At 69.9% G+C, this 22,712-nt stretch carries 16 protein-coding genes and 4 tRNA genes; 11 read left to right on the top strand and 9 right to left on the bottom strand.

The annotated features are described in order from the left end of the window. Nucleotides 1-129: 129 nt before the first annotated feature. The 3 genes from tuf to ACFQS7_RS02105 all read right to left on the bottom strand — a co-directional run bounded on the left by tuf (nt 130) and on the right by ACFQS7_RS02105 (nt 1,669). The gene (gene tuf / locus ACFQS7_RS02115) at nt 130-1,350 is read right to left on the bottom strand and encodes an elongation factor Tu (protein WP_380065363.1); all 1,221 of its coding nucleotides are present in this window, start codon (nt 1,348-1,350) and stop codon (nt 130-132) included. A 107-nt stretch (nt 1,351-1,457) separates the two neighbouring features. Further along, nucleotides 1,458-1,531 (bottom strand) — tRNA-Gly (locus ACFQS7_RS02110). Between the two features lie 55 nt (nt 1,532-1,586). Then, nucleotides 1,587-1,669, bottom strand: a tRNA-Tyr gene (locus ACFQS7_RS02105). 231 nt (nt 1,670-1,900) lie between these two features. On the opposite strand from ACFQS7_RS02105, the gene ACFQS7_RS02100 reads away from it, so the two are divergent. The 8 genes from ACFQS7_RS02100 to ACFQS7_RS02065 all read left to right on the top strand — a co-directional run bounded on the left by ACFQS7_RS02100 (nt 1,901) and on the right by ACFQS7_RS02065 (nt 14,412). Beyond that, nucleotides 1,901-2,725 (top strand): TrmH family RNA methyltransferase, encoded by an 825-nt coding sequence (locus ACFQS7_RS02100; RefSeq protein WP_380065362.1) that lies wholly within the window; start codon nt 1,901-1,903, stop codon nt 2,723-2,725. Nucleotides 2,726-2,894: 169 nt separating this feature from the next. Continuing rightward, entirely contained in the window at nt 2,895-3,659 is a 765-nt protein-coding gene (locus tag ACFQS7_RS02095; protein WP_380065361.1) for a 2-keto-4-pentenoate hydratase, read from the top strand. Between the two features lie 115 nt (nt 3,660-3,774). After that, complete coding sequence (locus tag ACFQS7_RS02090; RefSeq protein WP_380065360.1) at nt 3,775-4,002, top strand: hypothetical protein; 228 nt, start codon at nt 3,775-3,777, stop codon at nt 4,000-4,002. A 166-nt stretch (nt 4,003-4,168) separates the two neighbouring features. Continuing rightward, on the top strand, nt 4,169-5,749 hold the full coding sequence (locus ACFQS7_RS02085) for a hypothetical protein (protein WP_380065359.1): 1,581 nt from the start codon (nt 4,169-4,171) through the stop codon (nt 5,747-5,749). After that, nucleotides 5,729-5,800 (top strand) — tRNA-Thr (locus ACFQS7_RS02080). Before ACFQS7_RS02085 ends, ACFQS7_RS02080 begins: the two co-directional genes overlap by 21 nt. 451 nt (nt 5,801-6,251) lie before the next feature. Next, nucleotides 6,252-6,719, top strand: a complete 468-nt coding sequence (locus tag ACFQS7_RS02075) for a hypothetical protein (protein WP_380065358.1) — start codon at nt 6,252-6,254, stop codon at nt 6,717-6,719. 769 nt (nt 6,720-7,488) lie between these two features. Further along, complete coding sequence (locus ACFQS7_RS02070; protein WP_380065357.1) at nt 7,489-13,050, top strand: peroxidase family protein; 5,562 nt, start codon at nt 7,489-7,491, stop codon at nt 13,048-13,050. Between the two features lie 666 nt (nt 13,051-13,716). Further along, entirely contained in the window at nt 13,717-14,412 is a 696-nt protein-coding gene (locus tag ACFQS7_RS02065) for a CBS domain-containing protein (protein WP_380065356.1), read from the top strand. A gap of 342 nt (nt 14,413-14,754) precedes the next feature. On the opposite strand, the gene ACFQS7_RS02060 is transcribed toward ACFQS7_RS02065, so the two are convergent. Further along, a tRNA-Arg gene (locus ACFQS7_RS02060) sits at nt 14,755-14,831 on the bottom strand. A gap of 442 nt (nt 14,832-15,273) precedes the next feature. Between ACFQS7_RS02060 and gtdA the strand changes: the two genes are divergently transcribed. Both gtdA and ACFQS7_RS02050 read left to right on the top strand, forming a co-directional pair. Beyond that, complete coding sequence (gtdA, locus tag ACFQS7_RS02055; RefSeq protein ID WP_380065355.1) at nt 15,274-16,335, top strand: gentisate 1,2-dioxygenase; 1,062 nt, start codon at nt 15,274-15,276, stop codon at nt 16,333-16,335. Between the two features lie 51 nt (nt 16,336-16,386). Further along, entirely contained in the window at nt 16,387-16,914 is a 528-nt protein-coding gene (locus ACFQS7_RS02050) for a cupin domain-containing protein (protein WP_380065354.1), read from the top strand. On the opposite strand, the gene ACFQS7_RS02045 is transcribed toward ACFQS7_RS02050, so the two are convergent. From ACFQS7_RS02045 to ACFQS7_RS02035, 3 genes are all read right to left on the bottom strand, one after another. Then, nucleotides 16,905-17,282: a hypothetical protein gene (locus ACFQS7_RS02045; protein ID WP_380065353.1), complete on the bottom strand. Its 378-nt coding sequence runs from the start codon at nt 17,280-17,282 to the stop codon at nt 16,905-16,907. The two genes, ACFQS7_RS02050 and ACFQS7_RS02045, sit on opposite strands and share 10 nt — an antisense overlap. Nucleotides 17,283-17,468: 186 nt before the next feature. Next, nucleotides 17,469-18,299 (bottom strand): SDR family oxidoreductase, encoded by an 831-nt coding sequence (locus ACFQS7_RS02040; protein ID WP_380065352.1) that lies wholly within the window; start codon nt 18,297-18,299, stop codon nt 17,469-17,471. Nucleotides 18,300-18,304: 5 nt separating this feature from the next. Further along, nucleotides 18,305-19,375 (bottom strand): alpha/beta fold hydrolase, encoded by a 1,071-nt coding sequence (locus ACFQS7_RS02035; protein WP_380065351.1) that lies wholly within the window; start codon nt 19,373-19,375, stop codon nt 18,305-18,307. Nucleotides 19,376-19,504: 129 nt separating this feature from the next. Here ACFQS7_RS02035 and ACFQS7_RS02030 point away from each other — a divergent pair, with 129 nt between their 5' ends. Beyond that, nucleotides 19,505-20,650, top strand: a complete 1,146-nt coding sequence (locus tag ACFQS7_RS02030; RefSeq protein WP_380065350.1) for a CaiB/BaiF CoA transferase family protein — start codon at nt 19,505-19,507, stop codon at nt 20,648-20,650. Here ACFQS7_RS02030 and ACFQS7_RS02025 read toward each other — a convergent pair. Together ACFQS7_RS02025 and ACFQS7_RS02020 are read right to left on the bottom strand one after the other, a co-directional pair. Further along, the gene (locus ACFQS7_RS02025; protein WP_380065349.1) at nt 20,622-21,569 is read right to left on the bottom strand and encodes a Bug family tripartite tricarboxylate transporter substrate binding protein; all 948 of its coding nucleotides are present in this window, start codon (nt 21,567-21,569) and stop codon (nt 20,622-20,624) included. The two genes, ACFQS7_RS02030 and ACFQS7_RS02025, sit on opposite strands and share 29 nt — an antisense overlap. After that, nucleotides 21,569-22,585, bottom strand: a complete 1,017-nt coding sequence (locus ACFQS7_RS02020; RefSeq protein WP_380065348.1) for a TauD/TfdA family dioxygenase — start codon at nt 22,583-22,585, stop codon at nt 21,569-21,571. The genes ACFQS7_RS02025 and ACFQS7_RS02020 overlap by 1 nt, the downstream gene beginning before the upstream one ends. Nucleotides 22,586-22,712 lie beyond the last annotated feature (127 nt).

Here is a 22,712-nt window from a genome sequence, read left to right as displayed (position 1 = left end):
GGGCAGGGCCGCGGCGCGGCGACGCCTATAGGTCAGGGAAAACGGGCTGTCGAGAGGCAGGGACGGAGTCCGCCCCCAAACGCAAACGGGCCGCCCTGGGGCGGCCCGTCGCAACCTTGCGCTTGTCGTTTACTTCTTCGCGGCCGGGGCGGCTGCGACGCTGTCGGCGGAGATCGAGGCGACGACGCCGGCGCCGACGGTCCGGCCACCCTCGCGGATGGCGAAGCGCAGGCCCTGGTCCATGGCGATCGGCGCGATCAGCGACACGTCCATCGTCACGTTGTCGCCCGGCATCACCATCTCGACGCCTTCCGGCAGCTTGACGATGCCGGTCACGTCCGTGGTCCGGAAGTAGAACTGCGGCCGGTAGTTGGTGAAGAACGGCGTGTGCCGGCCGCCTTCTTCCTTCGTCAGGATGTAGCTCTCGGCCTTGAAGTTCATGTGCGGCTTGATCGAGCCCGGCTTGGCCAGCACCTGGCCGCGCTCGACGTCCTCGCGCTTGATGCCGCGCAGCAGCACGCCGACGTTGTCGCCCGCCTGGCCCTGGTCCAGCAGCTTGCGGAACATCTCGACGCCGGTGACCACCGACTTCACGGTGTCCTTCAGGCCGATGATCTCGACTTCCTCGCCCACCTTGACGATGCCGGTCTCGACCCGCCCGGTCACCACGGTGCCGCGGCCGGAGATCGAGAACACGTCCTCGATCGGCATCAGGAAGGGGCGGTCCAGCGGCCGCTCCGGCTGCGGGATGTAGGCATCCACCGCCGCCATCAGCTCGAGCACCGCCTTCTCGCCCAGCGCCACGTCGCCGTCGTCCAGCGCCACCTTGGCCGAGCCCTTGACGATCGGGATGTCGTCGCCCGGGAAGCCGTAGGAGGTGAGCAGCTCGCGCAGCTCCATCTCCACCAGCTCGACCAGCTCGGGGTCGGCCAGGTCCATCTTGTTGAGGAACACCACCAGCGCGGGGACGCCCACCTGGCGCGCCAGCAGGATGTGCTCGCGCGTCTGCGGCATCGGCCCGTCGGCCGCCGAGACCACCAGGATCGCGCCGTCCATCTGCGCCGCGCCCGTGATCATGTTCTTCACATAGTCGGCGTGGCCCGGGCAGTCCACGTGCGCGTAGTGCCGGTTCAGCGTCTCGTACTCGACATGCGCGGTCGAGATCGTGATGCCGCGCGCCTTCTCCTCCGGCGCCTTGTCGATCTGGTCGTATGCCGTGAACGTCGCGCCGCCGGTCTTCGCCAGGATCTTGGTGATCGCCGCCGTCAGCGACGTCTTGCCATGGTCAACGTGACCAATCGTCCCGATGTTGCAGTGCGGCTTCGTCCGCTCGAATTTCGCTTTTGCCATGCTCCGGCTCCGCTACGCGACTGGCCCGCGCGACCGACCACCGGTCGAAGGGCGTCGTTGACCACCCCGAAACCCGTCGGACCCGCACGCCCAACGAAACCGGGCGCTGGAGCGGGTGACGGGGATCGAACCCGCACAACCAGCTTGGAAGGCTGGGGCTCTACCATTGAGCTACACCCGCGCCCAAAGCACCCCCGGCCGGGGAACGCCGGCGAACCGGCGCCGCAGGGGGAATATGGAGGGGGTTGGATTTGAACCAACGTAGGCGCAAGCCAACGGATTTACAGTCCGTCCCCTTTAGCCACTCGGGCACCCCTCCGCAGTCCTGCGCTATGTCCCAGGCAGCGGGTGGCGCGGGTTATCCGGTTTCATCCTGTCCTGTCAACGTGGGGGCGAAGGCAGTTTCGCCCCCGGCCATGGTTTCATCATGGCTGGACAGCGGCACCGCGCCGCGCTTTGTGCAGGCATGCGCCGAGGCCCGCCGCGTAGCGGCAATCCATCCATGCCGCGTAGCGGCAATCCATCCACGCCGCGTGGCGGCAATCCGTCCATGCCGCGTGGCGGCGATCCATCCGCGCCGCGTGGCGGCACCAACCCACCGCCATCCGGCGGATTCCCCCCTGTCCCGGGCCGCCGTGGCGGCCCAGGCCGTGCCGTCGCGGCCGGTGGCGTCTGGTTGCACGGGCTGCACCCCGTTGCCGCGGCGCTGGCCAACCCGGCGCGGCGGCTGAAGCGCCTGCTGCTGACCGAGGAAGCCGAGGCGACGCTCGCCGCTGGCCTGCCGAAACCCTGGCGGATCGCCGCCGAGCGGGTGGAGCGCGCCCATATTGCCAGCTTCCTGCCGGAGGATTCGGTGCACCAGGGTGCCGCCCTGCTGGCCGAGCCGCTGCCCGACATGCCGCTCGACCGGGCGCTCGACCATGGCACCGGGCCGATCCTGGTGCTCGACCAGGTGACCGACCCGCGCAACGTCGGCGCCATCCTGCGCTCGGCCGCGGCCTTCGGCGCCGCCGCGCTGGTGATGCAGGACCGCCACGCCCCACCCGAGACGGGGGCGCTGGCCCGCGCCGCCTCCGGCGCGCTCGAGATCGTGCCGGTGGTGCGGGAGGTGAATTTGTCCCGGGCGCTTGACTACCTGAAGAAGGCCGGGCTCTGGGTGGTCGGGCTGGCCGGCGATGCGCCGGTGACGCTGGCCCAGGCCGGGCTTGGTGGCCGCCGCGTGGCACTGGTGCTGGGCGCCGAGGGCGAGGGCATGCGGCGGCTGACGCGGGAGCATTGCGACGAGCTGGCCCGGCTGCCGATCGCGCCGGAGATGGAGAGCCTGAACGTCTCCGCCGCCGCCGCGGTGGCGCTGTATGAGCTGGTGCGCGGCTGAGGGTTAAGCCTGGAGAGGACAAGCCATTCCCTCCTCAAACCGCACCTATGCTTCCTCCGGGCTTGAGACCCGCCGCGCGGCGGGTACCAACCCACACCAATAGAGGATGGTTCAGGGAGGATACCTCCTCCCTGGCCTTGCTTGATCCGCTGGTAAGGGAGAGACACCGATGGACGCAGCCGCCGATGCCATCCTCGCCGCCCGCCGGGCGAAGCGCATCCTGGCCCCGCTCGGCGCCGCGGCGCCGGCGCATCCGGAGGCCGGCTATGCGGTGCAGCACGCGGTGGCCCAGGCGCTGGGTGCGGTGCCGCCGGCCGGCTTCAAGATCGGCGCGACGACCAGGCAGATGCAGGACTACCTGGGCCTGTCGGGTCCTGCCGCCGGCTTCGTGCCGCGGGCCAGCCTGCATGCCAGCGGCGCCGAGTTCCGCTTCTCCGATTTCCTCAACCCTGGCGTGGAATGCGAGATCGGCGTCCGGCTCGGGCAGGATTTGCCCGCCGGCCCGACCACCCGCGAACAGGCCGCCGCCGCGGTCGTCGAGGTCTTTCCTGCGATCGAGATCGTCGAGCGGCGCTACGGCGACCTGGCCGAGCTCGGCACGCCCACGCTGATCGCCGACCAGGTCTTCCATGCCTTGGGCGTGCTCGGCGCCCCGATGGCGGGGTGGCAGGGGCTCGACCTCGGTGCTGCCCGCGGCAGCTTCTATGTCGGCGGCAAGCTGGTGGGGTCCGGCCATGGCCGCGACCTGCTCGGCCATCCGATGGAGGCGCTGGCCTGGCTGGCCGGCTCGGGCGCCGCCCGGGTCTTCGGCGGGCTGCGGGCGGGCCAGGTGGTCTGGCTCGGCTCCGTCACCCCGCCCATATGGCTCGACGGGCCCTGCGAGGTCATCGCCGATTTCGACCTGCTGGGACAGGCGCGGCTGCGCTTCGTCTGATTTGCCGGGGGGCGAAGGGGGGCGTTAACCCGGCGCGGCGATAAGGACCGGGCCGTCCGCCGGGGCGGCCGCTGCCGATCATGCCGCCAGGATGGCGCGCCGGAATGGAAACCCCATGCCGCACGCCGCCTGGACCATGCTCAATGACGATCAACAGCTTGCCCTGGCGCGGGAAGCGCTGCGCCGCGCCGCCGAGACGCTGGCCGACCACGCCGAAGTGCTGGCGGCGGAAATGGATCGGGGGACGTTGGTCGACCACGGCGGGCCGGATGCGCTGCGGCTCTTCGCCGCCGTGGTCCGGGCGACCAATACCGATGCCTTCGGCCAGGTGGGCCAGGCATGACCGCTTCTGCGGACGCAATCGCGCGAGGACCACGCGATGATGAACGGATCGGCGCCCCGCGCCGGTTGTGGCCGCACCTCTCCCTCCGGATGATGCGGCCCGCCGCGCACGGGGCCATGGGGTGCCGCCCGCGCGCGTCCCGCAGGAGCCCCGATAGATGCGCCCCATGCCTGATCTGCCCCGCCGGTTCCGGACCGGCCTGCTCGCGCTGCTGCTTTGCCTCCCGGCGCTGGTGAACGGCTTCCCGCTGCTTTTCGACGACAGCGCGCACTACCTTCGGAAGCCCTTCGCCTTGGTGCAGGAACTGGCGCGCGGCCGGCTTTCGATCGATGCCGGGCAGTACCGCGGCTACATGCCTTCGCATTTCGGCGGTGGGGAGGCCGCGGCGCCCGCGCCGGGGGCATCTGCGCCGGGGGCGGCAGCGTCCGTGCCGCAGGCAGCAGCGGTCGTGCCGCTCTCGGGCAATCCCTTCTTCCTGCGGCCTGCACCCTACAGCCTGGCGCTGGTGCCCTTCGCCCATGCGGTCACCATCTTGCTGCTGCCCTTTGCCCAGGCGTTGCTGGTGGTGCTGCTGGCGGAGGCGCTGCTGCGCGCCCTCGCCGGGCCGGCGCCGCCGGCCTGGGCGTGGGGGGCGATGGCCGTCGGACTGCTGGCCTCCGCCGCGCCCTGGTTCGCCAGCCAGATCATGCCGGACGTGCTGACCGGGTGCCTGGCGCTCTGGCTCGGCTTGCTGGTGGCGGGCGGAGACTGGTTGAGGCGGCCCTGGCGCGCCGTGGGCTTCGCGCTGCTCGGTGCATTCCTGGTCGGCAGCCACCTGACGCATCTGCCGCTGGCGGCCGGCGGGGCGCTGGTCGGGCTCGGGCTGCGCTGGGCGATCGAACGCAAGCAAGACCCGCTGCGCTGGCGACGGGCCGGGCTGGCGCTGGCGGCGCTGGTTCTGGCCGCCGGCGGGCTGGTCGGCACCAACCTGGCCTTCGGCAGGAAGGCGACGCTGTCCGAAAGCTCGCCCTTGTTCATGCTGGCGCGCATGGTCGGCGACGGCACCGCGGCGCTGGTGCTGGAGAAGGACTGCCCGGCCGGCGCGGGCTGGCTGCTGTGCGGCCAGCCGGAATTCTGGCGCGGCAATTCGGATGATTTCCTCTGGCAGCCGCGTGCGCCCTGGCTGCGCCACTGGGCCGAGCGCGACCGCTTCCTGGCCGAGGCGCGAGAGATCAGCGGCCGGGTGCTGCGCGAGTATCCGGGCGAGCAGGCGGCGCGCAGCCTGGCAAATTTCGCCCGGCAATTGGTCACCCTGTCGATCGACCCGCAATTGACCGAACCACCGCCGTACAGCTTCGGCGAATTGGCCGGGCAGATGGGCGCGCCGGCGGCGGGGCTTGCGGCGGCCAGCATGGCGAACACCGGCGATGCCCGGCTGAGCGCGTATCGCCGGTTGCAGGACCAGGCACAGAAGGCCTTGTTCTGGGTTGCGCTGCTGGCGCTGGCCGGCATCATCGTGCTGGCCTGGCGGGCACGGCGCGGGCCGCTGCTGGCGGTGGCCGGATTGGCCCTGGCGCTGGTGCTGGGCAATGCCTTCCTGGCCGGTGCGCTGTCCGCCGTGCATGGCCGCTACCAGAGCCGGATCACCTGGCCGGTAACGCTGCTGGCGGTGGCGGCCGGGGCGGCGGCGCTGCGGCCGCGGGCTACGGTGGACCGGCCGGCGGCTGCGCGGTATGAGGCAGGGCAGGCCGGGTTAGCACAGCGGTAGTGCAGCGGTTTTGTAAACCGAAGGTCGGGGGTTCGATCCCCTCACCCGGCACCGAGGCTTTCGGCTCGGCGGTCCGCGCAGCCGGCCACGTCCTGTGTCCGGCCGCTTAAGCCCCTCGCATATCGAACAACGCGGGAATTGCTCAGGCGCCGGCTCGTCAGGGGCGAGGCATATGCTTGGCGCCGTCGTGCAAGGGGCAACCACGAGGGCGAGCGGCGGCCGAAATCCACACAGGCGGGATGGGGCAGGTCCATTGGTCCCGCGTCCACCGGCGGCCGACACGGGGCGGTCCTTTGGACCTCACGCGCCAACCAGGCGAAGCCGTGGCCAGCTCGCCGTCATGCGTTCGACAAGCCGGAGCCTATCCCAGTCGGACCGGTATCCCCCCGCCCGGGCGCCCCCGCTGGATTCATGTCCGGACGACGGTGGCGATCCCGACCCGGGGAGTTGCTCGGTCTCCTCCTCGTCCGCGCGAGCAGGCCTGTACGAGGCCGGCGACATCGTGGACCTCGACAGCGATCCGACCAAGCTCGTCGAGGTGCGGGAGACCGGCAAGCAACCGCTCATCACCCGCGGCACGCTGACCATCGTCTCTGTCGCCATCGACGTGGCGACGTGCTTGGCGAGCCTGCCGATGATCATCGCCGCCTCCCGTCCCGAGCAGGAGGTGCCGAACGTCATGCGGCTCGCCTCGCCGGAGAGCGCCATCCTCGAGGCGGCGATCTTCCCTGCGCTGACCATCGTGGCGCTGGTGCCGCTCGCACTGCGCGGCGTGGCCTGCGTGCCGGTCGGCGCGGCGGCGCCGCGGTGCCTCATCCTGGCTGTCCAAGGCCTTGGGCGGCGCCGCGGCGGCCGTCCTCAGCACCGGATCGTCGACTTCCTGCCCGGCCTCGCAGTGCCGCTCGCCTGCGCCGGGGCCTGGCCGGCATGGCTTTCCCGACCCGGGCCGGCGGCAGCAGCGACCGGCTGACGGGCACGGCGCGGCGAGACCGAAGCCGGCATGGCGGGAGGCGCCGCTCGGGGTGGGTGGAACTGGGTTGGGCTGTCACTGGCGCCTCGCCCTAAATCGGGCCAGAAATCGACCGGCATCGGCACGAATGGTGGCCGGCCTTCATCCGCCGCTCGGCCGTGATACGCAGGACACTCCGAGGCGGGCGGCGCCTTTTCCCGTCCTCGCGGTCATTCGACACGGCAAGAGCCTGCCGCGAGGTCATGGCCTGCATCCACAGCCGCACCGCCGGAGCGGCCAGGGTCGGGCTGAGAGCGAAATCGGCGCAAGACCGGTTCCCCCGCATCCGGCGGCGCAGGAAGGACCTCGCCTGGGAGGCGCTTACGGCTCCCGCCAATTGCACGAAATCGTATTACACGCGAAACGGCGCTCACGCCGCAGTGCGTTACTTCGCCGCGACAATAGTTTATAAGTCTTTGATATTGCCTGTATCTTCCAATGGACCACACGGTGCCGTCAGTAAATCCAACGCATCAATCACAACCTAAAGTTGTCCTTCAAGAGAATGCATTGCAATTTACAACTTTAAGGGGAATTTCTACCCAATCTGTGAGCCGTGACGCAAGTATTGGTGAATTGAGAACGAATATGTACTGCTGTTAATCACCCCCTGCGTGCATATGACAGCGCTGTAACTCTTCCCAGTCGCGCCGTCCTGCAAGTAACGACCACAGTCTTAATGTTCGCTCTTGGTGAGCGGCAGCTGCGGTCAGCGTGGAGGAGGATGAAGATGGTTAATCTCGTTCGCCATGACCTGGAGTTTATTCTCCGGCAGATCAAGATCGCCGAAGCGCATTCCGCGGGAACGCCGCTGACGGAGATCCGGATCGACAATAACGGCAACGTCACGACAGACCCGACGGCTGCCCTGGCGATTCCGACGCCTCTGTCGCCCTATGGGCTTCGCACGGTCGACGGCAGCTACAACAACCTGGTGGCGGGCCGCGAGGAATGGGGCGCCGCCGATACGCCCTTCCCGCGGATCACCGACCCGGCCTACCGCAACGAGGCGGATGGCGACAGCATCACCTTCGGCGCCGGCAGCCCGGGCCAGGTGGTCTTCACCGACGGCAACTATGCCGAGATGGGCGCGCCCCCGCCGGGCACCCAGGGCCTTGGCGGCGGTACGGTCGTCGATGCGGACCCGCGCATCATCTCGAACCTGATCGTCGACCAGACGCTGGAGAACCCGGCGGCCGTCTATGCCGCCCTCACCTATGCCGGCCTCACCGGCGCCGAGCTGTCCGCCGCCCTCGCCGAGATCCGCACGGCCTACAACGCGACCAAGACCGCCACGGACGAGACGCGTCCGGCGGCCCAGGCCGAGCTCGCCGCGATCCTCGACAGCCATGGCGTCGTGATGGAGGGGACCACCGTCGTCCTCAAGAACGTCGCGCCCGATGAGGGGCTGTCGGCCTCCTACAACGGCTGGTTCACGCTGTTCGGCCAGTTCTTCGACCACGGCCTCGACCTCGTCACCAAGGGCAACAACGGCACGGTCTACATCCCGCTCCAGCCGGACGACCCGCTGTACAACCCGGCGACCCCGCACTCGAACTTCATGGCGCTCACCCGTACGCCGGTGAACGCGGAAAACCTGACGACCGCCTGGGTCGACCAGAACCAGACCTACACCTCCCACTCCTCGCACCAGCTGTTCCTGCGGGAATACAAGCTGGTCGACGGCAAGCCCGTCTCCACAGGCAAGCTGCTCGAGGGTGACCGCGGGCTGGCGACCTGGGCCGACGTCAAGCAGCAGGCCGCCGAGATGCTCGGCATCCGGCTGACCGACGCCGACGTTACCAACATCCCGCTGTTCAAGATGGACGAGTACGGCGAGTTCATCCGCGGCGCGAACGGCCTGCCGCAGCTCGTCGTGAGCCTCGGCGCCGACGGCAAGTTCGGCGGCGGCGACGATGTCTTCGTCGAGGGCAACCTGGCCAACCCGATCAGCACCGCAGGGGCGGTCCGTACCGGCCACGCCTTCCTCGACGACATCGCGCATGCCGCGGCCCCGATCGTCGTGGGTGGCCTCCTGATGCAGGACGGTGACTCCGAGGTCGGCTACTCCGGCGGGTTCAACAGCCGCGGCCAGCAGACCTCCTACGACAACGAACTGCTCGACGCCCACTACGTCACCGGCGACGGCCGCGGCAACGAGAACATCGGCCTCTCGGCCGTCCACCACGTCTTCCACTCCGAGCACAACCACACCGTCGAGCAGGTGAAGATCCGGGCGATCGAATCCGGCGACGTCGCCTTCCTGAACGAGTGGCTCCAGGTCGACCTGCCGCTCGACGCGGTGCTGCCGCCGGCCAGCGACGCCGAGGCCGTGAAGGCCTTCGCGGCGACGCTGTCCTGGGAAGGCGAGCGCCTGTTCCAGGCCGCGCGCTTCACCACCGAGATGCAGTACCAGCACCTCGTCTTCGAGGAGTTCGGCCGCAAGGTCCAGCCGGACATCGATGCCTTCGTCTTCAACCCGTCCGTCGACATCAACCCGAACATCCTCGCGGAATTCGCCCATGTGGTGTACCGCTTCGGGCACTCCATGCTGCGGGAGACGGTCGACCAGATCAATGCGGACGGCACCCGGTCCGACATGGACCTGTTCGACGCCTTCCTGAACCCGCTGGCCTTCGGTTCTGCGACGATCGACCACGACGCGGCGGCCGGCGCCATCGTCCGCGGCATGACCAGCCAGGTCGGCAGCGAGATCGACGAGTTCGTCACCCACGTGCTGCGCAACCAGCTCGTCGGCATCCCGCTCGATCTCGCGGCGCTCAACATCGCCCGTGGCCGCGACACCGGCATCCCCTCGCTGAACGAGGCCCGCCGGCAGTTCAAGGAAGCCGCCAACGGCGATACCCAGCTCGACCCCTACACCAGCTGGACCGACTTCGCGCTGAACCTGAAGAACCCGGCCTCGATCGTCAACTTCATCGCGGCCTACGGCACGCATGAGACGATCACGGACGCCGCGACCGTCGCCGCCAAGCGGGATGCCGCCATGGCGCTGGTGTTCGGCGGCGTGGGTGCGCCGGCCGACCGCGACGCCTTCCTCAACGGCACCGGCCAGTATGCGGCCAAGCTCGGCGGCCTCGAGGATATCGACCTCTGGGTCGGCGGCATGGCCGAGAAGAAGATGGCCTTCGGCGGCATGCTGGGCTCCACCTTCTCCTTCATCTTCGAGCTGCAGATGGAGAACCTGCAGAACGGCGACCGGTTCTACTACCTGTCGCGGGTCCAGGGCCTCAACCTGCTCAACGAGCTGGAGAACAACTCCCTCGCCAAGATGGTGCTGAACAACACCGACCTGGGCGAGACCGGCTATGCCCTGCCGGGCGACATCTTCTCCGTGCCTGACCACGTCATCTACGTGGACAAGAACGAGCAGCTGAAGTTCGGCTATGCCGATCCGGTGCAGGAGGACCCCTTCCTGGAGGCGCTGGCCCCGATGATCCAGCGGGTCGATGCCAACAACGACGGCGTCGCCGAGTACCTGCGGGTCAACACCAATGACCACGTCCTCATCCAGGGGACCAACGGCGCCGACACCATCGTCTCCGGCGGTGGCGACGACGCGGTCTGGGGGCGCGGCGGCAACGACCGCATCGAGGCGGGCTACGGGGTCGACAAGGTCCATGGCGGTGATGGCGACGACATCATCACCAACAGCGGCACCGACATCGGCGCGGTCGACATGCTGCACGGCGAGGCCGGCAACGACGTCATCCACGGCGGCAGCGGCCTCGCGCTGATCTTCGGCAACGAGGGCCAGGACTTCATCATCACCGGCCCCGACGGCAAGGAGGCGTTCGGCGGCACCGGCAACGACTTCATCCTGGGCGGCGCGGGCGGCGACTTCCTGCTGGGCAACGAGGGCGACGACTGGATCGAGGCGGGTGACGGCTTCGACACCACGGCCGGCGACAACTCGGAGCTGAACTTCAACTCGTCCATCATCGGCCACGACGTGATGTTCGCTGGCCAGAACGAGCATGATTTCGACGCCGAATCCGGCGACGACATCATGGTCCAGGGCGAGAGCGTCATGCGCAACGAGGGCATGCTCGGGTTCGACTGGGCGATCCACAAGTTCAACCAGGAGGCCGCCGATTCGGACCTGATCACGCCGATCTTCACCACCGTCGAGCAGGACATCCTCCGCGACCGCTTCGACCAGGTGGAGGCCCTGTCCGGCTGGGAGAAGAACGACATCCTGCGCGGCGACAACCGCGGCGGCGCGAACGCCGAGGCTCCGCCGGTCGGCGCCAATGGCGACTTCACCTTCGCCGGGAACGAGCTTACCCAGGCGGGCGTCGACCGCATCGCCGGCCTGCGCGAGCTGCTCGGTGACCTGGTGGCGCCGGCGCCGGCGAGCGGCAACCGGGAAGCCATCGTTGCCTTCGACGACGGCAACATCCTGCTCGGCGGCGGCGGCAGCGACACCATCGAGGGCCGCGGCGGCAACGACGTCATCGACGGCGATGCCTGGCTGAACGTGCGCATCAAGGTGAGCCTCTCGAATGGCGCCGTCGGCTCCGCCGAGGGCATGACCTCCACGGTACGAGACGCCGCGGGCAACCTGCTCTACGGCGGCAAGGCCCTCTTCGACCTGATGCTGGACGGTACGCTGAACCCGGGCCAGCTCAGCATCGTCCGCGAGATCCTTTACGCGAACGACACCGGCGAGACCGACACCGCGGTCTTCTCGGACGTGATGGCCAACTACACCATCACCTATAACGCGGCGGGGAACTACTACACCGTCGACCATACCGGCGGCACGCAGGCCGACGGGACCGACCGCGTGATGAACATGGAGCGGCTGCAGTTCGCCGACCGCGTGCTGGTGCTGCCGGGCGGGCCGGACGCCGACTTGATCACCGGGACGGCGGACAACGACCTGCTCGTCGGCAACGGGGGCAACGACACGCTGCTTGGCATGGCGGGCAACGACACGCTGGAGGGCGGCCTTGGCAAGGACCTGCTGCTGGGCGGGCAGGGTGCGGACCGCTTCGTCTTCACCTCGGCCACCGAGACGCAGCCCACTGCCGCGGGACGCGACGTGATCGGCGACTGGGGGGCGGGCGACCTGATCGACCTCTCCGGCATGGACGCCAATCTCGACATCGGGGGGATGCAGGACTTCGTCTTCCGCGGCACCGCGGCCGACGCCTTCGCGGCGGCGGCGGGGGAGGTCTGGACCTATCAGATGGGTGGCAACACCTACCTGATCGGCGGCGTGAACGGCGACACCGCGCGCGATTTCCAGATCGAGCTGACCGGGCTGCACAGCCTCTCGGCCAGCCAGATCCTGGGCGTCGGGCGGGTGAACCAGGCCGGCACCGGCGGGGCGGACACGCTGACCGGCCTGGCGGGCAACGACACGCTGCTCGGCCAGTCCGGCGACGACGTGCTGCGGGGCATGGCGGGCAACGACGTGCTGCAGGGCGGCCTCGGCAAGGACCTGCTGCTGGGCGGGCAGGGTGCGGACCGCTTCGTCTTCACCTCGGCCACCGAGACGCAGCCCACCGCCGCGGGACGCGACGTGATCGGCGACTGGGGGGCGGGCGATCTGATCGACCTCTCCGGCATGGACGCCAATCTCGGCATCGCGGGGGTGCAGGACTTCGTCTTCCGCGGCACCACCACCGACGCCTTCACGGCGCGGGCGGGCGAACTCTGGACCTATCAGATGGGTGGCAACACCTACCTGATCGGCGGCGTGAACAGCGGCACCACGCGCGACTTCCAGATCGAGCTGACCGGGCTGCACAGCCTCTCGGCCAGCCAGATCCTGGGCGTCGGGCGGGTGAACCAGGCCGGCACCGGCGGGGCGGACACGCTGACCGGCCTGGCGGGCAACGACACGCTGCTCGGCCAGTCCGGCAACGACGTGCTGCGGGGCATGGCGGGCAACGACGTGCTGCAGGGCGGCCTCGGCAAGGACCTGCTTCTGGGTGGGGAAGGCGCGGACCGCTTCGTCTTCACCTCGGCCACCGAGACGCAGCCCACCGCCGCGGGACGCGACGTGATCGGCGACTGGGGGGCGGGCGATCTGATCGACCTCTCCGGCATGGACGCCAATCTCGGCATCGCGGGGGTGCAGGACTTCGTCTTCCGCGGCACCACCACCGACGCCTTCACGGCGCGGGCGGGCGAACTCTGGACCTACCAGATGGGTGGCAACACCTACCTGATCGGCGGCGTGAACAGCGGCACCACGCGCGACTTCCAGATCGAGCTGACCGGGCTGCACAGCCTGACCGCCGATCAGATCCTGGTGTGATCCAACTGGCGTCGGGTCGCTCCTACGCGGCCCGACGCCGCCCCCTGACGATCGGGGACTTTGATCTATGGTCGTCAAGCAGAGGGGGGGGGGGCGGAAGCGTCTCCCCCCTTTGGCGCGACCGAAGGCACCACGCATCGATGCTGGATCGTTCGATCAGGTGCAGGCGGGTGACGGTGCCGCGACCGCCCTGCGCGATGACCCGAAAGAGGCGCAGGCCGAGTGGGCCCTGACGGCCGCGCCGATGCCTTGACTGCCGCCGTCGAAGCGCTTCGGGCCAACCTTCACCGGCATCCCCCGCCAGGCGCTGCGGCGGAAGTGGCAGGTCTTCGCGCAGCAGGGTTGGGTCCAGCAGGTGGCCGCCGTCGCCGCCGATCCCGCGCGGGACAATGAGGATTTCCTGCGACAGCTGGCGCAGTTGCTGAGCAGGTTCGCCCGGCTGCGGCATGAGAGCGTAAGCAGCACCGCCTAAATCCTCACCTCTGTAGCCCTGGCGTAAGTATTTCGAGAATCGCGTCAGTTACACGTGAGGGCAATGCCTCACCGTATCTGCCGCCGGCCAACCGTATAATGCGGGATGGCCGCCAAGCACCGGCAGAATGTCCTGGCGTAGCCCTCCGGACGGCGCGCATGCTGCCGCTTCCTTGACGCAGGATGGAGGCCGCCATGACCACGCTGCGTGCCCGCGACCTGTTGACCACCGAGGTGGCGAAGGTGCCGCCCGAGACACCCGTCGCGGCGATCGCCCGCATGTTTGCCGACCGCGGCATCTCGGCCGTGGCGGTCACCGACACGGCCGAGACTTTGCTCGGCATCGTCACCGAGTCCGACCTTATCCGACGGCTGGCGGACGAGGACGAGCGGCCCTCCGGCTGGCTCGCACGGCTGTTCGACAACTCGGGCGCGCAGGCGGAGCGCTACGCCCGCAGCCATGGCGTGAATGCGGGCGAGGTGATGACCCGGCGCGTGGTCACGGCAAGCCCCGACGATAGCGCCGCCCACCTCGCCCGCCTCATGGAGGAATGCAGGGTCCGCCGCGTGCTGGTGACCGACGGCGGGCGGGTGCTCGGCCTCGTCAGCCGTTCCGACCTCGTGCGCGCCCTGGTCGCGCAGCAGCAGGCGCCGGAGGTCGAGGCCTCCGACGATCGCATCCACCACGCCGTGCTGGATGCCATGCGGAGCGAGCCCTGGGCCGACACCATCCGCACTGCCGTGCATGTGCAGAACGGGGTGGTGGAATTCTACGGCTTCAGCCGTTCGGAGGCGGTCAGCCGCGCCCTGTGCGTGCTGGCCGAGAACGTGCCCGGCGTGAAGCGCGTGGTGGATCATACCAGCCAACGGATTGGACGGGAGCCGAGCTGAGGGAGGTGGCTCGGGGGGTTCGCCGCCGTCAGGAAAAAGGCACCCGTCGGCCTGTCCGTGGCTCCCAAGCCGCCTCGAGGCCGTCGGCTGCGCTCACCCTGGACGCTGTCGTCCAGCGAGTTCGATCAGCAAAGGTTACAGGGCGATCTCTGACGACCAGAACCGCCAGGAACCCCAGCATCATATCGAAAGAAATGATGTCGTCGCCGGAGCGAACAGGGAAGGTCGGAGGACGCGTGCCGCGGGTGATCATCCGCGTCCTTTCGAGGCGAACATGTGGATGATGCTGCCGACCAGACGGCAAAGCTGCCGGAGCGCCTCGTCCTATGCCCCTGGAAAGTCTGGCGGACCCGAAAGGATTCGAACCTTCGACCTCTGCCTTCGGAGGGCAGCGCTCTATCCAGCTGAGCTACGGGTCCAGACCGGCGCTTCCTAACCTGCCCCGCGCCCCATGGGAAGCCCCTTGGCATCTCACGTCCGGTGCACGTCTTGGACGACATGCCCGGATCCTTCGCCGACCATCGCCGCCGGTCCCGCCGGGCCGATGCCCGCAGCGTCGCCGGGCCGGAATCATCGTCCTTCGCCTGCCCCTCATGAGCCATGGCTCGGTGGATCATCTGCAGGATCGCAAGCCATGGCAGCCTCGCCAGCCGCCGTCGCATCGGCCGGTCCACCTCCCGCCCCAGCGCCGCCTGCATGCCGCGCGGCGGGACCAGGTCCGTCAACCGCGCCGCCGTCCTGCAGGACCAGCACCATGCGGCCGCGGTTGCGGGACGCCGGCCGGGGTGACGCCATGCGACGCCCCCCGCCTCCCGCCCGCGGATGCACCGGCCTATGCTGACCACGACGGAGGGACGAACCATGGACGGAAGCACCGCCCGCACCCCGAACGAGTCGCGCGCCCTGCTGCAGGCCCTTTACGCCGAGATGCAGCCGCACAGCCTGTTCCCGCTGTGGGAAGTGCTGGCCTCCCTGGTCACCCCCACCCCGCGCTCCGCGGCGCGGTCGCATCGCTGGTCCTACGGCCAGGCGCGGGACTACCTGCTGCGCGCCGGCGACCTGATCAGCGCCGAGCAGGCCGAGCGCCGGGTGCTGATCCTGGAGAATCCCGGCCTCGCCGGCAGCTCGGCCGTCATCCCCAGCCTCTATGCCGGCCTGCAACTGATCCTGCCGGGGGAGGTCGCGCCCTGCCACCGGCATACCCAATGCGCCCTCCGTTTCGTGATGGAAGGCGACGGTGCCTTCACTGCGGTGGATGGCGAGAAGGCGGTGATGCGGCCCTTCGACCTGGTGCTGACGCCGAACTGGCAGTGGCACGACCACGGTAATGCCTCCGGCCAGCCGATGATCTGGCTGGACGGCCTCGATATCCCGACGGTGCGCTTCTACGAGGCGAGCTTCGCCGAGCGCCTGGACGCACCGGCACATTCGGAGAGCATCCCGGCCGGCGACAGCCTGGCCCGCTACGGCCGCAACCTGCGGCCGATGCGCGGCAGCACGACCGATCGCCGCCCGGCGCGGCAGCCGCTGTTCCACTACCCCCATGCCGAATGGCGGGCGAGCCTGCTGGCCCTGGCCGCGGCCGAGCCCCCAGATCCGCATCTCGGCCATGCGATGGAGTTCACCAACCCGGCCGATGGCGGGCCGATCATGCCGACCATCGCGGCGCATGTCCGGCACCTGCCGGCCGGCTTCGAGACCCGCCCCCGGCAGAGCACCGACGGCACCATCCTCGTGGTGGTGGAAGGCCATGGCACCGCCCAGGTCGGCGGGCAGGACTACCGGCTGGAGGAACGCGACGTGCTGGTTGTGCCCTCCTGGCAGCCGCTGACGCTGGCAGCCGGCAGCCGGATGCTGCTGTTCGGCTATTCCGACCGTGCGGCACAGGAGAAGCTCGGGTTGTTCCGTGAGGCGCGATCATAGGAACGCCGCTTCGCCCGCCGCGTTGGCCCGCCGATCACGCGGGAGGCAGGCATGGCAGACCCTTTGGTGCTGGCGGCGGAGGGCGTCACGCCGACGCAATTCGAGATCCCTGGATCCCGCGGCGACTTCCGCATCCAGATCCTGAACGAGGACTCCGCGCGCGGCGTGGTCACCAGCATCGTCCATATCCCGGCCGGTGGCTTCATCCCGGCGCATTTCCACGAGGCCGGAGCCGAGATGCACTACCTGCTGTCCGGCGACCTCACCGAACGCGGCGAGACCCTCGCCCCCGGCGGCTTCCTGACCCAGGCCGCCGGCGTGGTGCACGGCCCGCATGAGAGCCAGGGCGGCTGCCAGGTGCTGACGGTGCAATCCTGGCAATCCCGCGACGGGAAGTTCGACTTCCACATCGCCGAGGGCGAAGCCACCCCGGGCAGCCAGCCGGACCTCGAGGCCCGCGCGCCCGCCGGCGAGGGCGGCGAGACCGGCGCGCCGATCGCCAGCGAGGGCATCCCCGGCACCGACGAGGGCACCTCCCGTCAGGCGACGGAGCAGAGCCTCGGCCGCGGCTACGGCTGAAGCCCACGTCCGCCGGCGCGCCGCAGCACGGCGCAGAGCCGCGAGAAGGATAGCCAGAAGGCGCCGTGTCCGGGCGCATCCTCCGGCTCCGCGCCTTGGCGCGGCTCGCCGCGGCGCAGCAGGCCGAGCCGGGCCTCGAAACGGCCGCGCATGTTTTCCAGGAAGGCGTCGCTGCTGCCGAGATACTGCTCGATCATCTCGGCGGCGATCTCGATCTCGAGACCCGGCCGCCCGGCCAGGGCGAAGCGCTTCAACGTCCGACTGTCATGCGCCAGGGCAAGGTGCAGCCGATGCAGGTCGGCGAGATGCCGCGCGACGCGCAGCCGCGTCTCGCGGACCTCATCCGCCAGGGTATCGCTCTCGGGCATCCTCCAGCCACCTTCTCCGGGCCATGCAGGATGCGGCGCAGGCGCTGAAGCCGCGGTTAATGCGCCTGTCCGGCTGGCGGTGCTAACGCGCCTGCCCGGCTGGCGGTGCTAACGCGCCTGCCCGGCTGGCGGTGCTAACGCGCCTGCCCGGCTGGCGGTGCTAACGCGCCTGCCCGGCTGGCGGTGCTAACGCGCCTGCCCGGCGCGATGCGCCGCCCAGTCCGCATCGCTCCAGCCCAGCATCCCGTCGCTGCCCGACCGTGCGCCGCCGAGGTAGCGCTTGCCGCCATCGATCACCACCGCCTCCCCGGTGATGTAGCCGGCCATGTCGGAGACCAGGAAGGCGGCGAGTTCGGCCAGTTCCGCATGCGCGCCGACCCGGCGCAGCGGGATTCCCTCCTCCACCGCGCCCATGCCTTCGGTCCGCAGCCGGGCGGTCGCATCGGGGGTGGGGAAATTGCCCGGCGCGATCGCCACCAGCCGGATGCCGCGCGGCCCCCATTCCACCGCCAGCGACTTGGTCATCGCCAGCACGCCGGCCTTGGCCATGGCGGACGGCACGGTGAAGGCGCCGCCCTGTAGCGCCGACAGCGTCAGGATCGACAGCACCGTGCCGCCCCGTCCGGCATCGATCCAGCGCCGCCCGCAGCCCAAGGTGCACCAGGCGCTGCCCTTCAGCACGATGTCGAGCACCGCCTCCACCGCGCGTGGCGAAAGCCGGTGCGATTGCGCCAGGAAATTCCCCGCCGCGTTGTTGACCAGGATATCGAGCGGCGCCCGCGCCCAGACGCGGTCCAGCATCGCCTCGACCGCGGCGTGGTCGCGCACGTCGCAGCGCTCGGTCGCGACCGCTGGGCCGAGTTCGGCCGCCGTCGCCGCCAGCACCTCGGCCCGCCGGCCGCAGATGGTGACCTCGGCGCCGAGCTCGACGAAGCGCCGCGCCATGCTCCGGCCCAATCCGGTGCCGCCGCCGGTCACCAGGATATGCCGGCCGGCCAGCGTGTCGGGGGACAGCATGTGCGTCAGCCCCCCAGCACCACCTGCCCCGGCCGCGGCGTCCCCGCCAAGGCCATGGCGATGTCGTCGCGCACCGCCGCGATGCGGCGGTAGTATTGGTGCGTGTGGTCGATCTCCTGTTCCGCCACCGCGTCCTGCAGCCTGCTACAATCGACGAAGCAGAATTGCCCGGGCGGGAAGACGGCGGCATCGGCCTGATCCGGCGGCCCCTTCTCGCCCAGCCGCTGGATCGCGTTCACCGCCTCGCTCACCATGAGGATCTGGTCCTCCTTGCTGACATAGACGCTGGTGCGGTCGGCGAGCTTCGGCATCTGCTCCAGCCAGGGGGGCGCGTGGCCGGCGAAGGCGAAGTCGCTGTCGGCCGCGGCCAGCACCGCTTCATCGAAGCGCATCCCCGGACTCTGCCCGCTGGTGGCCCAGCCCGCGAAGGCGCCTTCCAGCGCGACATGTCCCATGCTGTGCGCCAGCAGGAAGACCTTGCGGCCCTGCGCCCGCACCTGCCGCACCAGCGGCGCCAGCCGGTCCAACGTCCGCGCCAGGTCGCGGCCGGAGCTGCGGGCGTTGCTCTGGTCCAGCTTGTAGCGGTTGGCCAGCGGGCTCTGCAGCTTGCGGTCCAGCGCGAAGCCGAGCAGCGACAGCAACACGGTGGCGACGCCGGGGATGACGTCCTCGCCATCCACCACCCGCCCGGCGGAAGGCCAGGTGAAGGCGATGACGGTGCAGTCGGCCTCCGCCAGACCGGAGGCGGCGAACCATTCGCGGTTGAAGGCGGCGCGCGCCATCGCATCGGCGAAGCTGTTGGCGAAGCCGTGGACGAAGAACAGCAGGTTCTTGCCGCTGCCGAGGATGTCGGCCAGCGTCGTCGCGCTGAACATGTCCGGCGTGACGTCGACGACCTCCTCCACCCGGCGCTGTTCCAGCGTCGCCGGGTCGGGCGTGGTGTTGGTGACGAAGGCGACGCCGCAGGACAGCGTGCGCACCTCCATGCCGACCATCAGCGGGCCGAAGGCCTCCGCCGGCGGCGCGCCGGCCGGCCCGGCCGCCCGGTTGGTGATGAAGTAGACGCTGGTGCGCATGCTGCCGCCCCCTCCCCTTTCTGGTGGCCGAGCTTACGGGGTCCGGCCCGGGCCGGCACGCACGACGGCTTGACCGCCCCCGCCGGCGGGGGGAGCCTGCCACGGAACGTCCGGAAGGAATACGCGCCCATGTTGCCGCTGCAAGGCGTGAAGGTGCTCGAGATCGGCCAGAACCTGGCCGGCCCCTATGGCAGCGAGATCCTCGGGATGCTCGGCGCCGAGGTGGTGAAGATCGAGCGCCCGGAGGGTGACGACGCGCGCGGCTGGGGCCCGCCCTTCCATGCCGGCATCGCCTGCAGCTTCCACGCGGTGAACCGCAACAAGCGCAGCGTGGTGCTGGATCTGCGCGACAAGGCGGCGCTGGCCTGGCTGCGCGACTTCATGACCACGCAGGACATCTTCATCCAGAACATGCGGCCCGGCTCGCTGGAAGCCTTCGGCCTCGGCGCGGAAGCGCTGCGGGCGCTGAACCCGCGGCTGATCTACTGTTCCCTGCACGCTTTCGGCGCCAAGGGACCGCTCGCGCTGCGGCCCGGCTACGAGCCGATCATGCAGGCCTTCGCCGGCATGTTCAGCGTCAACGGCTCGGCCGAGGCGCCGCCGGCACGCGTGGGCATGCAGGTGCTCGACCTCGGCACCGGCGTCTGGGCCGCGCTCGGCTGCCTCGCCGCGCTGCAGTTGCGTGGCCATACGGGACAGGGCTGCATCGTCGATACCTCGCTGTTCGAGACCGGGCTCGGCTGGATGGCGCAGCATTTCGCCGGCTTCAACGAGAGCGGCCGGCAGCCGCCGCGGCACCGCAGCGGCAACCCGAAGCTGATCGTCTTCCAGGCCTTCGACACGGCGGATGGCGAGATCGTGGTGGCCGCGGCGAACGACCGGCTGTTCGCCAAATTCGCCGTGGTGCTGGGCCATCCGGAATGGGCCGCCGATGCACGGTTCAAGACCAACGCCGACCGCATCGCCCACCGCGAGATCCTGCTGCCACTGCTGGAGGCGGCGATGCTGACCCGCAGCAGCGAGGACTGGAGCGAGGCGCTGGAGGCCGCCGGCATCCCCTGTTCGCCGATCCACGACCTGGCCGCGGTGAAGGCGCATCCGCAGACCGCCGCACTCGGCATCATGCAGCCGATGCCGGGATACGCGCTGGAAGGCGTGGCGCTGCCGGTCTCCTTCGACGGCGACCGGCCGCCGGTGCGGACCGGCGCGCCGGCATTGGGCGAGGCCAATGCCGAGCTGGGCGCGCCTATTCCGGCTCGATCCCGGCCAGCCTGACGAAGCGGGACCATTTCCCGCGCTCGATCCGCACCAGCTCGGCGATGCGCGGCAGGTCGAGCGCTTCCGGCACGAAGCCGAACTCGACCAGCCGCGAGCGCGCCGGCTCGGCCAGGATGGCGGCATTGACCAACGCGTTCAGCCGCTGTGCCACCTCGGGCGGCGTGCCGGCCGGCACGGCGATGCCGAGGAAGCCGGTCAGGACGAAATCCGGCCAGGTCTCGCTCAACGCCGGCAGGTCCGGCCAGCGGTCCCAGCGACCCTGGCGGGTGATCGCCAGGGCACGCACCTGGCCCTGCCGCAGATACGCATCGCCCGCGGTGGTATCGACGAAGATCAGGTCGAGCCTGCCCGCCAGCAGGTCGGCGAAGGCGGCGCCGATGGTGCGGTAGGGCACGCCCTGCAGCCGCGTGCCGGCCATGACGTTGAGCAATTCGCCCGGCACGCGGGACGAGGCGTTGAAATGGCCGAAGAAAATGCCTCCCGGCTTCGCCTTGGCGGCGGCGACCAGCGCCGCCACGTCGCGCCAGGGGCTGTCCGGCCGCACCAGCAGGTAGGACCCGTTCGAGCCGAAGAAGCCCACGGTGGTGAAGTCGCGCTCCGGGTCGTAGGGCAGGTCGCGCACGGTGCTGGGATTGGCCGAATGCGTGCTGGTGGTGGCCAGCAGCAGCGTGGTGCCGTCGGGCGCCGCCTGCTTCACCGCCATGGTGCCGATGACCCCGTTGGCGCCGGGGCGGTTGTCCACCACCACGGGCTGGCCGGTGGTCTCCTCGACATGCTTCGCCACCAGCCGCGCGGTGATGTCGCCCGAACCGCCGGGGGCGAAGGGGACGATGATGCGCAACGGCCGCGCAGGGAATCCCTGTGCCCGCGCCGCCAGGGGGGCGAGCGTCGCGGCAAGAAGGCTACGCCGCAGCATCAGGCGGGCAGCACCGCGGTTTCCGGTGCGAGCTTCGCCGGGATGCCGTCATGCTCGCCGAAATCCTCCGCCAGCGGCCGGCGCGCATCGAAGCTGAGCCAGAGCCGTACCATCAGCCGGCGCTGGGCCGGGTCCTCCCAATCCTCGAACTCGGTCCGGGCATGGGTGGTGACGTAGTTGTTGCAGAACTGCATGTCGCCGGGCTCGAGCATCATGTCGAGCCGCATGTCCTCCCGCGCGCTCAGCGTGCTCATCAGCTCCAGCGCCTCGCGCTCGGCCTCGGTCAGCGGGATGCCGCGGCGCTCGGCGCCGGTCTCGATCGGGTTGCGGATGAAGCGGCAGGAGACGAAGCCCTGGTGGTTGCTGAACACCGGGATCGGCCGCGGCGTCACGCCGCTCGGGTTGTCGGCGGCCTCGCGTTCCGAATAGTGGAAGCCGCGGTAGAGGATCGGGACAAGGTCGGGCCGGGTCCGCAGGATCTCGTTGTGCACCGCCATGGTGCTGACGACCGAGGACAGCCCGCCCGATTTCGCCCGGCGCTGGCAGAGCAGCCCGACCAGGTCGCAGCGGTCGGTGTGGAAATCCAGCCGCGCCTTGGTCTGGTAGCCGCGGGTATTGGCCGAGCCGTAGGTGCGGCCTTGGTCGAAGACATGCCCCAGCATCTCGCCATGCGAGTTCTGCGACACCGCGGTGCCGAGATGGGTGCCGAGGCCCCAGAAGATCGCCTCGCGCTCGGCCTCGGTGAACCGGTCGGCCGGCAGGCCGCGCACGACGAAGAAGCCGCGGCCGCTGCGGGCCTCCTCCAGCCAGGCCGCCAGCCGTGGGGCCAGCACGGGCAGCGGGAAATCGGCGCGGGTGATGGCGGTGGTCGGGATGCCGCGGGCCTGCACGCTGCGAAGCGCACCGCCCAGGTCCTCGACCTCCGCCGCGGTCAGGCTGCTGATCCAGGCAGGATCGTCGGCGATCGCCGCGCCGCGCCAGGCGCTGGCGTCGGTGACGGGGGCATATGCATTCATTCTGGCGTTTCCGGACGGGTCCCGAGGCGACAGACTCTCCGCCCGAACCCGTCTCCGTGCAACACCCCTTCAAGCCGCGCCGGAAGGCTGGTTGAATGGCGGCAAGGAAGCACCAGGAAAACCCGAG

This window comes from Dankookia sp. GCM10030260 (genome assembly GCF_042666655.1).
GTDB lineage: Bacteria > Pseudomonadota > Alphaproteobacteria > Acetobacterales > Acetobacteraceae > Paracraurococcus.
Note: the sequence above shows the minus strand (reverse complement) of the source record. Positions and strands in the feature narration are given on the sequence as shown.

Bases quoted from the DNA above. Each gene is read 5' to 3' on its own strand.
- tuf (WP_380065363.1), bottom strand. From the start codon at position 1,350: ATGGCAAAAGCGAAATTCGAGCGGACGAAGCCGCACTGCAACATCGGG.
- ACFQS7_RS02100 (WP_380065362.1), top strand. From the start codon at position 1,901: ATGCCGCGTGGCGGCGATCCATCCGCGCCGCGTGGCGGCACCAACCCA.
- ACFQS7_RS02095 (WP_380065361.1), top strand. From the start codon at position 2,895: ATGGACGCAGCCGCCGATGCCATCCTCGCCGCCCGCCGGGCGAAGCGC.
- ACFQS7_RS02090 (WP_380065360.1), top strand. From the start codon at position 3,775: ATGCCGCACGCCGCCTGGACCATGCTCAATGACGATCAACAGCTTGCC.
- ACFQS7_RS02085 (WP_380065359.1), top strand. From the start codon at position 4,169: ATGCCTGATCTGCCCCGCCGGTTCCGGACCGGCCTGCTCGCGCTGCTG.
- ACFQS7_RS02070 (WP_380065357.1), top strand. From the start codon at position 7,489: ATGGTTAATCTCGTTCGCCATGACCTGGAGTTTATTCTCCGGCAGATC.
- ACFQS7_RS02065 (WP_380065356.1), top strand. From the start codon at position 13,717: ATGACCACGCTGCGTGCCCGCGACCTGTTGACCACCGAGGTGGCGAAG.
- gtdA (WP_380065355.1), top strand. From the start codon at position 15,274: ATGGACGGAAGCACCGCCCGCACCCCGAACGAGTCGCGCGCCCTGCTG.
- ACFQS7_RS02050 (WP_380065354.1), top strand. From the start codon at position 16,387: ATGGCAGACCCTTTGGTGCTGGCGGCGGAGGGCGTCACGCCGACGCAA.
- ACFQS7_RS02045 (WP_380065353.1), bottom strand. From the start codon at position 17,282: ATGCCCGAGAGCGATACCCTGGCGGATGAGGTCCGCGAGACGCGGCTG.
- ACFQS7_RS02040 (WP_380065352.1), bottom strand. From the start codon at position 18,299: ATGCTGTCCCCCGACACGCTGGCCGGCCGGCATATCCTGGTGACCGGC.
- ACFQS7_RS02035 (WP_380065351.1), bottom strand. From the start codon at position 19,375: ATGCGCACCAGCGTCTACTTCATCACCAACCGGGCGGCCGGGCCGGCC.
- ACFQS7_RS02030 (WP_380065350.1), top strand. From the start codon at position 19,505: ATGTTGCCGCTGCAAGGCGTGAAGGTGCTCGAGATCGGCCAGAACCTG.
- ACFQS7_RS02025 (WP_380065349.1), bottom strand. From the start codon at position 21,569: ATGCTGCGGCGTAGCCTTCTTGCCGCGACGCTCGCCCCCCTGGCGGCG.
- ACFQS7_RS02020 (WP_380065348.1), bottom strand. From the start codon at position 22,585: ATGAATGCATATGCCCCCGTCACCGACGCCAGCGCCTGGCGCGGCGCG.